Source organism: Polaribacter sp. PL03 (genome assembly GCF_033875165.1).
Classification (GTDB): Bacteria; Bacteroidota; Bacteroidia; order Flavobacteriales; family Flavobacteriaceae; genus Polaribacter.
The window spans coordinates 739,470-752,384 of sequence record NZ_JAWZSV010000001.1 but is presented as its reverse complement, the minus strand read 5'-3'; the positions used below and the strand labels follow the sequence as shown (position 1 = coordinate 752,384).

The window sequence follows — 12,915 nt, the reverse complement described above, 5'->3', positions numbered from 1 at the left end:
AAAGTTGATAAAGATCTAAAAACAAATTTTAATGAACGAAACTAACAAAACAATATAGCTGTTAGCGGGTGCAAAACTACAACTCATTTTTAATCTAACAACTATCTTTTGAAGTTTATTTTACATTAATTTAATGTAAAATACTTAAAGTACTAACAACGAAATTATTATGTATTTTCAATACCTTTAATACTTACTGAAAAAATCTTATTTAATACAAATCATTATAATAACACTGGATTAAAATAACTTTAAACCGTTTACAAATAACTAAACTCTATTAATTGACTTGTGTTAGGGATTGAAATGACATCCTTTTTATATTTGAATAAGTAATAATGCCTTTTATATGAAGGAAATAAATTTAAACTAATAAGAGTTTCTAATGTTAATTACCAATAAAAAGATATAATGTAAAGCCCGACCACGCTTTTCGCGGGGGAACACCAAAAAAACTAAGACCTAATATATAGTCTATATAATTGAGGTGAAAAATGAAGACTAACATAAAAAAGTGTATTATATTTAGTCTTTATACTTGATTTAGTAATTAACCTGCAAGTGTTTTCTTATTTTTGTATAACAAAATAACTTAATATTTTATTTTAAAAACAGAATTTATGACTAAGAATATAGTGACAACAGTTTGGACTGAAAAATCTCAATTTAATACAGATAACCCAAGTGGACATAATTTAACTATGTTTGATAAATCTCAAGATAACGGAGATACTGTTGGTTTTGCTCCTAAAGCATTAATGTTATCTTCTTTGGCAGGTTGCTCTGGTTTGGATGTAGTTTCTTTGTTAGAAAAAATGCGAGCAGAAGTTGCAGATTTTAAAATTGAAGTTACTGCTGAATTAACAGACGAACATCCTAAATTTTACAATAAGGTAAAGGTAGATTATCATTTTTCTGATAGTGAATTACAACCTGAAAAAATACAAAAAGCTGTTAACCTATCGGTAACAAAATACTGTGGAGTTATGGAGATGTTTCGTCAGTTTGCTGATGTAGAAATTGAAATTCACTTGCATAAAATTTAAAGTACATCAAAAAAATGCTATGAGATGGACTTTAAAACCTACACCTACTAAAGAAAAAATAGAGAAATTAGCCGAAGACTTACAAGTTGATATTACGATTGCAAAAATTCTTTGTCAGAGAAATATTGAAACTTTTGAAGAAGCTAAAAAATTCTTTAGACCAAGTTTAGAGGAAATTCATAATCCTTTTTTGATGAAGGATATGGACCTTGCGGTTGAAAGAATTGAATCTGCAATTGCCAACAACGAAAATATTTTAGTTTTTGGCGATTATGATGTTGATGGTACTACTGCAGTTTCTTTAGTTGCATCTTATTTAAAAACGATTCACCCTAATATTGCAACTTACATTCCTGATAGGTACGCAGAAGGTTATGGTGTTTCTTATATGGGTATTGATTTTGCGCATGATAATGATTTCTCTTTAATTATTGCTTTAGATTGTGGTATAAAGGCAATTGAAAAAGTAGCCTATGCAAAAGAGAAAGGTGTAGACTTTATTATTTGTGATCATCATAAACCAGGTAAAGAAATACCAAAAGCAGTTGCTGTTTTAAACGCAAAAAGAGAAGATTGCACCTACCCTTTTGATGAACTTTGTGGTTGTGGTGTTGGTTTTAAGTTAATACAAGCTTTGGGTGTTTCTAGAAACCAAACTATAGAGAATTTTGTACCTTATTTAGATTTAGTTGCCACTGCAATTGCTGCTGATATTGTACCCATGAATGGCGAAAATAGAGTTTTGGCTTATTATGGTTTACAGGTTATTAACGATAATCCTAGAAACGGAATTAAAGCCATTATTAATCAAACTAAAAAGACAGAACTAACAATAACCGATGTTGTATTTACGATTGCACCAAGAATAAACGCTGCAGGAAGAATGAAACATGGAAATTATGCCGTTCAACTTTTAACAGAAATGGATTTTGACTCTGCATTAGAGTTTGCTGCAGCAATAGAAATTTTTAATGCTGATAGAAAAGACTTAGACAAGAAAATTACAAACGAAGCCTTAATTCAAATTATAGACAATAAAGAAGAACAAGGTTTTTCTACTGTGGTTTACCAAGAGGATTGGCACAAAGGTGTAATTGGTATTGTTGCTTCGAGGTTAATTGAAAAACATTACAGACCTACGTTAGTTTTTACAAAAAGTGGTGATAAATTAGCTGCTTCTGCTCGCTCTGTTAAAGGTTTTGATGTTTATAATGCATTGCACGAATGCGAGGAATTTATAGAACAATTTGGAGGACATAAATATGCAGCGGGTTTAACGATGTTACCCGAAAATTACGAGAATTTTAAAAATAAATTCGAAGAAGTTGTAGAAAGAACTATAGATAAGGCTTTGTTAACACCAGAAATTTCTGTGGATGCAGAAATACATCTATCGGAAATTACCCCAAAATTTTTTAGAATTATTCAATTAATGGCGCCTTTTGGCCCCATGAATATGAAACCAACTTTTAAATCTACTTGCGTAAGAGATAATGGTTACGGCAAACAAGTTGGAGCAGATAAAACGCATTTAAAATTAAATGTTTTTCAAGGTGATAATAAACAAACGTTTAATTCTATTGGATTTAATTTAGGTAATAAGATGGACTTGGTTAAAAACGATTTTGATATTGTTTACGCTTTAGATGAAAATGAATGGAATGGAAGAAAAACGATTCAATTATTGTTGAAAGATTTGAAGTAAACAAAAAGATTGAACTTTCTTATAAGTAAAAAAGCTACCAAAATTCTTAGCCCTGATTGAACGGTTTGTTTGAGCTCTTTTTTATTCTTTTTCTGAATAAAAAAAGCGAGTAGTGAAAGCAGGAAATAGCTTCAAAAAAAATTTTTTTTATAAAAAAACCCACTCCTAAATTAGAAGTGGGAAAAATTGCTATGAAAAAGAAATGATAAGAAGTTTCTTATCATACTTCTTTAGACGTTCGTTTTTAATAAAACTTTCACTTTATTATAAAAAATAATAATTAATTTTCCATAGACATTAAAACCATCTTCAACTCCATGTAAGTAATGCCCGCATCTACTTTCTCTTTAAGTGCGGTTAAACCCTTTACATCGCCAGCTTCTTCAATCTCATTTCTAATCTTTTTATAGCGTTCTAACTTTATTAATTCTAAAACATCTATGTCGCCAGAAATAATATAATTTGCTAAATGATTTTCTATGGTTCCTATGGTTAAACTTCTTTCTTTGGCAATGTCTTTTAATGAAAGCCCTGTTTTAAACATTTCGAAAGTAATTTGTTTGGTTGGTTTTTTATCTTCCTTTTTCTGCTCGTTAGAATTATTAATTCCGTTTTGTTTGCAATAAGTTTCAATTGCTTCTAGAATAGGTTCTCCGTATTTTGTTACACGCGTTTTTCCCATGCCCACAATATTTAAAAGTTCCTTTTCTGTTCTAGGAAGTTCGTCGCACATTGCGTATAAGGTTTCTTGGGTAAAAATCTGAAAGTGTGGAATACCCAAATCTTTTGAAATCTCGTCTCTTAATTCACGTAATTTTAATGCTAAAGTTGGGTCTCGTTTAGAGGCAACCGTTTTCTTTTTAACGGGTGCAGATTTTTGTAATACGGCTTTTGCCCTTACTTTTAAATAGTCTTGTACTTTAAAACCGTTATTCATTTTTTGAAGTGCAAATAATTTTTCTAATAATTTCTCTTGTAAAGAATCATATTGTTTCGAAAAATCCTTTTTTACAGCTTTATTATCCGTAGAAAATTGAATAGCATTTAAAGGTTTTAGAATATTCCCTTTTGTTTGTGTTACAAAATAATCTACTGCTTTTGTAAATCTTTCTTGAATTTGAGAACTATTTTCTGGTAAAACATTGTCTTCTGAAAATTGGGCTAACTGATTTTTAAATCCGTTTGAAACTTTCATTAAAGCCACAACTCCATCATCTTTTATAGTTTGTAGATGATCTATTACATCTCCTTTTATACTTGTTCTATTTTTATAATAGATGTCAATTAATCTAGAAATAGGATATAAAAATGGTTGGTAATCTAATAATTCGGAAATTAAATTAAGTTGAAAGTGTTTTTCAGATTCGTTTAAAATACTTTCATCTGGGTGATTTTCTTCTACACTTTCATTAAAAACACTTACAGTTTTATCATTTATAATGGCGCTACTTGTAATTGGTGTTTTTAAGACTAAACCTTCTAAAGAAGTACATCTACTTAAGGCAACATAGGTTTGCCCGTGTGCAAAAGATGCTTCTGCATCTATAATTGCTCTTTCGAAAGTTAAACCCTGACTTTTATGAATGGTAATTGCCCAAGCTAAACGCAAAGGAATTTGGGTGAAAGCACCTATCATTTCCTCTTTTATAGCTTTAGACTCTTCATCTATCGAATAACTAATATTAGACCAAGTTTCTTTTTCTGTAACAATTTCATCAATTTCATTACCACATTGTACTGTAACTTTTTCAGATGAAATGTCAGTAATAATTCCTATTTTTCCGTTGTAATATCTTTTTTCTGAAGACGAATCGTTTTTAATAAACATTACTTGTGCACCAATTTTTAATTCTAGTTTTTCTGAATTAGGAAATGCATTTTCACTAAACTTACCAGATATTTCTGCTTTAAAAAAGTAACTTTTATTGGTTAGTTTATTTAACTCTGAATTGTTAATTAAATTGGCTCTATTATTATGTGTTGTTAAAGTTATATAACCTTCTTCTTTTGTTGGCGAAAAAGACGGGTTGTAGTTTTTATTTAGAATTTTTGCAGATTCATCTGACAATGTATCTGTTCTAATTTCATTTAAAATCTTAATAAAGTCTTCGTTTTTCTGACGATATATATGTTTTAATTCTATAGATACAACGTTTGCTTCTTGGTACGCTTTCGAACTAAAAAAATATACTGTATTATAATGTTGCTGTAATATGCTCCATTCATTTGGTCTTACAACAGGTGCTAATTGTTGTAAATCTCCTATCATTAAAATTTGTGCACCTCCAAAAACTTTATTACGGTTTTTGTAACGACGCATAACCTGGTCTATACCGTCTAACAAATCTGCACGAACCATAGAAATCTCATCTATAATTATTAGATCTAAAGATTTTATAATATCAATTTTAGTCTTATTAAACTTACGTTGTGTATTAGATGTATTTGCAATCTGATCTGGTAAAATAGGGCCAAATGGCATTTGAAAGAAAGAATGAATTGTTACTCCTTTTGCATTAATTGCTGCAACACCTGTTGGCGCAACAATAACCATTCTTTTTAAAGACTCCTTTTTAATCTGATGTAAAAAAGTAGTTTTTCCTGTACCTGCTTTTCCTGTAACAAAGATATTTCTATCTGTCTTATCTATAAATTGTAGGGCAAGTTCTAATTCAGGATTTTTTGACATTTTTCACTTTTTGCTGCAAGGTAAATAATTAAATTATATAACTTAAAAATTACAAAATAAAACAGCTAACAAATATGTCTAGCCCAGATTGAAACGGCATCCTTTTTTGAGGCACGAAAAAAAGATATAGTGGAAAGCTGGAAATAGCTACAAATAAAAAATCCTAAGCAGAAGCTTAGGATTTTAATATTTATCTGGCAACAGTGTTACCTACATTTCTAATGCTTTTGTAGGATTATTATCCATTAACAATTCTACTGGGTTTTCTAACGCTTCTTTAACAGCAACTAAGAAACCAACAGATTCTCTACCATCTACAATTCTATGATCATATGATAAAGCAACATACATAATTGGTTGAATTATAACACCACCATTTACCGCCATTGGTCTGTTTACAATATTGTGCATACCTAAAATTCCACTTTGAGGAGGATTTATAATTGGCGTAGACAACATAGAACCAAAAACGCCACCATTTGTAATGGTAAATGTTCCACCAGTCATTTCATCAACTGTAATTTTTCCGTCTCTTGCTTTTAATGCTAAACGTTTTACTTCAGATTCTACACCTCTAAAAGACAAGTTTTCTGCATTTCTAATTACAGGAACCATTAAACCTTTAGGGCCAGAAACTGCAATAGAAATATCTTGAAAGTCTTGTTTTATTTGAAAATCTCCATCTATCATAGAATTAACATCTGGATACATTCTTAAAGCTCTAACAACAGCTAAAGTAAAGAAAGACATAAAACCTAAACCAACACCGTGTTTCGCTTTAAAGTCTTCTTTAAATTGTTTACGTAAGTCGAAAATTGGCTGCATATTTACTTCGTTAAAAGTAGTTAACATAGCCGTTTCATTTTTTACTGCAACCAAACGTTCCGCAACTTTTCTACGTAACATAGACATTTTCTTGCGTTCAGTTCCTCTTGTTCCATTTGCTGGCTGAGTTCCCATAGAAGGTACAGCTTTTACTGCATCATCTTTAGTAATTCTACCATCTTTTCCTGTTCCTTTTACAGTAGAAGTTTCGATACCTTTTTCTGCTAAAACTTTCTTTGCTGCCGGCGAAGCAGTTCCTGTTGCATATGTTGCAGCTTTAGGAGCATCTTTTACTTCAACCTTCTTTTCTTCTTTAGAAGTCTCTGTTTTCGCAGGTGCATCCCCTTCTGGTTTTGCAGCACTTGTATCTATTAAACACACAACTGCACCAACTTCTACAGCATCTCCTTCCTCTGCTTTTAAAGTGATAATACCACTTTCCTCTGCAGGTAATTCTAACGTTGCTTTATCAGAATCTACTTCTGCAATTGGTTGATCTTTTTCAACATAATCTCCATCTTCAACTAACCAAGTTGCAATTTCTACTTCTGTAATTGATTCTCCTGGAGAAGGAACTTTCATTTCTAAAACACTCATGGTTTCTTTTTTTACTTTTGCTAAAAAAATATTAGCTTTTAATTACTTTATTTTTTTGGGCGTTTAAACAGGCTTTCCACTATATCTTTTTGCGAAAAAGCAAAAAGGATGTCGTTTCAATCCTTAACGCACTTACTCATTATCGTTAAAAACACTATCAATAACCGCTTTATGACGTTTTTTGAATCGTGTACTAGAACCTGCTGCTGGTACTGCGTAGTATTTACGAGAACGAACATTTAATTTTACTAAATCGAAACGTTCTAACATAAAACTCCAAGCCCCCATATTTCTAGGTTCTTCTTGTGCCCAAACGTAGTTTTCTACATTAGGATATCTATCAATTACTTTCTGTAATTTCTCTAAATGTAAAGGAAATAGTTGCTCTATTCTAACCAAAGCAACATCTTCTCTACCTAATATTTCTCTTTCTTCCAATAGATCATAATAGAATTTACCCATACAGAAAACTAGTTTCTTAACATTTTTAGGGTCTAAAGTATCATCTATAACTTCTTGGAATTCACCAGTTGCTAAATCTTCTACAGTACTTATTACTTTTGGATGACGTAATAAACTCTTTGGTGTAAAAACAATTAGCGGTTTTCTATAATCGCGCTTCATTTGTCTACGCAATAAATGATAGAAATTGGCTGGTGTTGTACAATTTGCAACCGTCATATTATCTACAGCACATAATTGTAAGTAACGCTCTATTCTTGCAGATGAATGTTCAGAACCTTGCCCTTCGTATCCATGAGGTAATAAAATTACAATTCCGTTTTGTAATTTCCATTTATCCTCTGCTGCAGAAATATATTGGTCAAACATAATCTGAGCTCCGTTTGAGAAATCTCCAAATTGTGCTTCCCAAATAGTTAATGTATTAGGGTTTGCCATGGCATAACCATAATCGAAACCTAAAACACCATATTCAGATAATAAAGAGTTGTAAATAAACATCTCTCCTTTATTGTCTGGGTTTGTATTTAATAAATTAATTCTTTCTTCTGTAACTTCATCGCGCAACACTGCATGTCTATGAGAAAAAGTTCCTCTTTCTACATCTTGCCCAGAGATACGAACATTAAAACCTTCTTCCATTAAAGAACCATAAGCTAAATTCTCTGCCATTCCCCAATCTAACTGATTAGTTTCAAATGCCATTTTAGCTCTTCCTTGTAAAATACGCTCTGCTTTTCGTAGAAACTTAACACCTTCAGGAACCGTAGAAACTACTTTTGCAATATGTTTTAATTGATCTGCTTTATAACTTGTATCTACCGACTCTAACATTGTAGATAAATCTTCTCTATCAAAACCTTCCCAGGTAGACTTCATAAATTCTTTTACCTTAGAAGTTTTATCTTCTTTAGACAAATCGAATTCTTTCTCTAACATTCCTTTAAACTCTGAAGTAATTTCAGTTAGATAATTTTCGTCGATACTTCCTTCTTGCAATAGTTTTTCAGCATAAATATCTTTTACATTCTTATGCTTAGAAATTGCTTTGTATAATTTAGGCTGCGTAAAACGAGGCTCATCACCTTCATTATGCCCATATTTTCTATAACCTAAAAGGTCAATAAAAATATCCGACTTAAATTTCATTCTAAACTCTAAAGCCATTTGCATTGCATGACAAACTGCTTCTGTATCATCTGCATTTACGTGCAATACAGGCGATAAGGTAACTTTACCAACATCTGTACAATACGTACTAGAACGAGCATCTAAGTAATTCGTAGTAAAACCAACTTGGTTGTTTACAACAATATGTATTGTCCCACCAGTTTTATAACCATTAAGTTTTGCCATTTGAACAATCTCATAAGCAATACCCTGACCAGCAATAGCTGCATCTCCATGAATTATAATTGGTAGAATCTTACTAGAATCTCCGTTATACTTTCTATCTATTTTTGCTCTTGTAATTCCTTCTGCAACAGCTGCAACCGTTTCTAAGTGAGACGGGTTAGGAACCAAGTTCATTTTAATTTCATTACCATCTCTATAAGTTTTACTTAAAGTTAAACCTAAATGGTATTTCACATCTCCATCTATATCATCATCTTCAAAATCTTTCCCTTCAAACTCACTAAAAAGATCTCTTACGGGTTTCTTAAAGATATTAACCAATGTGTTTAAACGACCTCTATGAGCCATTCCCAAAACACATTCTTTAACTCCAAACACTTCTGCCGCATCTCTAAGTGCAACACTAATTCCAGGAATTAATGCCTCTCCTCCTTCTAAAGAGAAACGTTTCTGCCCAACATACTTTGTCTGTAAGAAACTCTCAAAAGTTACTGCTTGGTTTAATTTACCAAGAATATATTTTTTTGCGTCGATAGAATATTTAGCGTGGTTATCGTTTTCATTCAAACGAGATTGCCACCACTTTAATTTCTCTGGATTACGCATATACATATACTCAACCCCAATAGAGTCGCAATAAATGCTTTTTAAATGATTGATAATAACAGATAGTTTAACCCTACCAAGTCCTAAGACATCACCAGCCGAAAATTCTTTATCTAAATCTTTTTCGGTTAAACCGAAATTTGAGATATCTAAAGTTGGTTGATATTGTCTTCTGTCTCTAACAGGGTTTGTTTCTGTGAATAAATGACCACGTGTTCTGTATCCATTTATTAAGTCTACTACCAAAAACTCTTTTTTTACTTCCTGAGGTATTTCCGTAGAAAGCTCTTCATCTGAAAAAGAATAATCTTCATTAGCTAGATCATATCCTTGAAAAAAGCTTCTCCAACTTGGTTCTACTGCGTCAGGATTAGTTAAGTATTGGTCGTATAAATCGGCTATAAAGCCTGTATGTGCTGCGTTTAAGAACGAAAATTTGTCCATATATTAGTTTGTGCTTTATGTTATAAGCATATTCTTATAGCAAAAATACAATTTTTTGATTCTATAAAGAAGAAATAGCCTTCAATTTATTAAAATGAAAAAAAAATGATTTTTTTTTAAAAAAAACTTGCAGAAGTCTAAAATAGGTGTATATTTGCAGTCGCTAAACACAAATAGTGTTGCAAACTCCTCTTTAGCTCAGTTGGTTAGAGCATCTGACTGTTAATCAGAGGGTCCAAGGTTCGAGTCCTTGAAGAGGAGCAAAGTTCATATACATTGACTGCGAAAGTAGCTCAGGGGTAGAGCATCACCTTGCCAAGGTGGGGGTCGCGGGTTCAAATCCCGTCTTTCGCTCAAATATGAAACATACCAATGCTGAAGTGGTGGAATTGGTAGACACGCTGGACTTAAAATCCAGTGGTCAGTAATGGCCGTGCGGGTTCAAGTCCCGCCTTCAGTACAAGAACCGTAACATTTATTTGTTACGGTTTTTTTTATGCCCAAAACTGGCGCTGCCACTGAAAATTTGATTTTAGAACTAAACTAGAACAAAGGATAAGTTTTTCTAAAACCAAAACTCTTTTTCTTTAAGTATAAAAATAGAGACACTCTGTACTTCTATTCTGAATAGAAATTAAATATCTTATTTAATTTTATATCTGGATACTATCTGTTTTTTCTTTTTAGAAATCTGAAGACGTATAATAATTAAGAGAAAACTTCTAACTATAAATCTTTAATTTATAATTAAGATTTGAATTGATAATTTTATTTTAAAAAATTTTAACTATTTAAATAGTATTTACTTTATAATCTAAGAACTTTCATTTTTTTTTATTTCTTATAATTGATTTTTTTATAATAAATTATGTATTTCTATAATCTACTATATGAATATCTTATAAAGAATAGAATTATAATTTATCTGTAGATAGAAAGTGTAAAAACCTATTTAACAAACGAATTCTAATTTAAATAATAATGTTTTAATGTATTATACTTTGTGTGTTAATGTGCCCTTAGATTGCAACTGTTACTTTAAAAAAATACAGAAGAAATAAATTACTTAGAATTTAATAATATCTAATATAAGGTTCTTTATTTACAAAATTAGTTAATAAATTATTTCAAACTTACTTCTCTTTCATTGTTGTAGGACCAATTAGATACTTCAAACAGGCATGAAAAAAAACATGTGTATTTAACTAATCAGTTTTTATTCATCAACATTATTAAAAGTACTATATGGTAGATTTTATAATCTTTATTTTTTATGGAGAAATTACACGAGAAGGTTTAATCTGATTACTTATAGACTTAAGATTATAAGTCTAATGAAATTACTATAATATCTTTTAGTGTTACGAGCTAAAAAAAAAGTCAAAAAATTAATTCTGACTTTTTTTAACAATCAATAAATCCCCCAACCTACGATTGTATTTCACTATGAAATTAACTCAACTATTATTATGAAAAATGTATTTACCCCTAAATACATTTCAAAATTACCATGTTAGTGTCTTGTATTAATTAATTTTCGATAACAGAGCGCTTATTAAAGTTAAAAGGTACTATCCGTCAGATAAAAAACTTTTTGTTTCTAAAAAAAAGATATTCAATACAGAAATTAAAGACTTAATTAAATTCTACCTATTAAAATAAAGCACAAAAAAAAGCCAAAAACTTAATTTTGGCTTTTTTTGACAATCTATAAATTCCCCAACCTACGATTGTATTTCACTATGAAATTAACTCAACTATTATTATGAAAAATGTATTTACCCCTAAATACACTTCAAAGATACCGTGTTATAGGCATTTGTTTATTAATTTTCGATAACAGAGCGCTTATTAAGGTTAAAAGGTACTATGCGTTAGATAAAAAACTTTTTGCTTCTAAAAAAAAGATATTCAATACAGAAATTAAAGACTTAATTAAATTCTATATATTATAATAAAAAGCATAAAAAAAGCCGAAAACTTAATTTTGGCTTTTTTTGACAATCTATAAATTCCCCAACCTATGATTGTATTTCACTATGAAATTAACTCAACTATTATTATGAAAAATGTATTTACCCCTAAATACACTTCAAAGATACCGTGTTATAGGCATTTGTTTGTTAATTTTCGATAACAGAGCGATTATTACAGTTAAAAGGTACTATCCATCAGGTAAAAAACTTTTTGTTTCTAAATAAAAGGATATTCAATACAGAAATTAAAGACTTATTTAAATTCTATCTATTAAAATAAAGCACAAAAAAAAGCCAAAAACTTAATTTTGGCTTTTTTTAACAATCTATAAATTCCCCAACCTACGATTGTATTTCACTATGAAATTAACTCAACTATTATTATGAAAAATGTATTTACCCCTAAATACACTTCAAAGATACCTTGTTGATGGCATTTGTTGATTAATTTTCGATAAGCGAAAGCTAACAAAGGTTGAATGGTGATATTTCTTAGATAAGAGATTTATAAAAGATTTAACCTCTTAATTAATTCTGTTTTGTGAGATCTACTAATAGGAATAACATGCTTTTTAATTAAAACACTGTTATCTTCTATATCTATAATTTCTGTAGTATTTATTATGTAAGATCTATGAATTCTTAAAAATAAATCTGACGGAAGCTTCTTATCAATCTTTTTTAATGTAGAATGAACTACATAACTTTTTTGATCTGTTCTAATACTTATATAATCTCCTCTTGCTTCAATTAAAAGGATTTCTGGTATATTTATTTTAACTAAACGTTTATCTATATTAACAAAAATAAAATCTTTGTTTTCTACTTCTTCGTTTTCTACTAATAAATTTACCGAAGATAAACTAGATAGCTTGTCTATAGATTTCTGAAACCTCTCTATTCCAATAGGTTTTAATAAATAATCTACTACACAATTGAACTCAAAAGCTTCTAAAGCGAAGTTCTTATCTGATGTAGTTAAAATAACTTTAAGTGGAGTTTTTAATGTTTTAATAAAATCGAAACCAGAAAAAGTTGGCATATGAATATCTAAAAACGCAACATCTATACTGTTAGAATTTAAATATTTTATAGCTTCTATAGCAGAAGAAAACTCTTCTTTTATTACTAGCTCTGTATTTTTACACAACTGCCTAATAATTAATCTAGCAGATGCATCATCATCTATAATTATACAATTCATGGTTT

6 protein-coding genes and 3 tRNA genes are annotated in these 12,915 nt (G+C 30.2%); 5 read left to right on the top strand and 4 right to left on the bottom strand.

Annotated elements, in window-relative coordinates; translation table 11 throughout:
- The first annotated feature begins 620 nt into the window (after positions 1 to 620).
- Positions 621 to 1,046, top strand: coding sequence for an OsmC family protein (locus SHK09_RS03225; RefSeq protein ID WP_319809329.1), 426 nt, complete (start codon positions 621 to 623; stop codon positions 1,044 to 1,046).
- 19 nt (positions 1,047 to 1,065) lie between these two features.
- Positions 1,066 to 2,751, top strand: a complete 1,686-nt coding sequence (recJ, locus tag SHK09_RS03220; RefSeq protein WP_319809328.1) for a single-stranded-DNA-specific exonuclease RecJ — start codon at positions 1,066 to 1,068, stop codon at positions 2,749 to 2,751.
- A gap of 280 nt (positions 2,752 to 3,031) precedes the next feature.
- Here the strand turns inward: recJ and SHK09_RS03215 are convergent, their stop codons facing one another.
- The 3 genes from SHK09_RS03215 to SHK09_RS03205 form a co-directional block, all read right to left on the bottom strand.
- Positions 3,032 to 5,440 (bottom strand): helix-turn-helix domain-containing protein, encoded by a 2,409-nt coding sequence (locus tag SHK09_RS03215; RefSeq protein ID WP_319809327.1) that lies wholly within the window; start codon positions 5,438 to 5,440, stop codon positions 3,032 to 3,034.
- A gap of 210 nt (positions 5,441 to 5,650) precedes the next feature.
- Positions 5,651 to 6,862, bottom strand: coding sequence for a 2-oxoglutarate dehydrogenase complex dihydrolipoyllysine-residue succinyltransferase (gene odhB / locus SHK09_RS03210; RefSeq protein ID WP_319809326.1), 1,212 nt, complete (start codon positions 6,860 to 6,862; stop codon positions 5,651 to 5,653).
- 132 nt (positions 6,863 to 6,994) lie between these two features.
- Positions 6,995 to 9,730: a 2-oxoglutarate dehydrogenase E1 component gene (locus tag SHK09_RS03205; RefSeq protein WP_319809325.1), complete on the bottom strand. Its 2,736-nt coding sequence runs from the start codon at positions 9,728 to 9,730 to the stop codon at positions 6,995 to 6,997.
- A gap of 187 nt (positions 9,731 to 9,917) precedes the next feature.
- Here SHK09_RS03205 and SHK09_RS03200 point away from each other — a divergent pair.
- From SHK09_RS03200 to SHK09_RS03190, 3 genes are all read left to right on the top strand, one after another.
- Positions 9,918 to 9,991 (top strand) — tRNA-Asn (locus SHK09_RS03200).
- A 21-nt stretch (positions 9,992 to 10,012) separates the two neighbouring features.
- Positions 10,013 to 10,084 (top strand) — tRNA-Gly (locus SHK09_RS03195).
- A 20-nt stretch (positions 10,085 to 10,104) separates the two neighbouring features.
- A tRNA-Leu gene (locus tag SHK09_RS03190) sits at positions 10,105 to 10,190 on the top strand.
- 2,021 nt (positions 10,191 to 12,211) lie between these two features.
- Here SHK09_RS03190 and SHK09_RS03185 read toward each other — a convergent pair.
- Positions 12,212 to 12,910, bottom strand: a complete 699-nt coding sequence (locus tag SHK09_RS03185; RefSeq protein WP_319809324.1) for a LytTR family DNA-binding domain-containing protein — start codon at positions 12,908 to 12,910, stop codon at positions 12,212 to 12,214.
- Between the last annotated feature and the right edge of the window lie 5 nt (positions 12,911 to 12,915).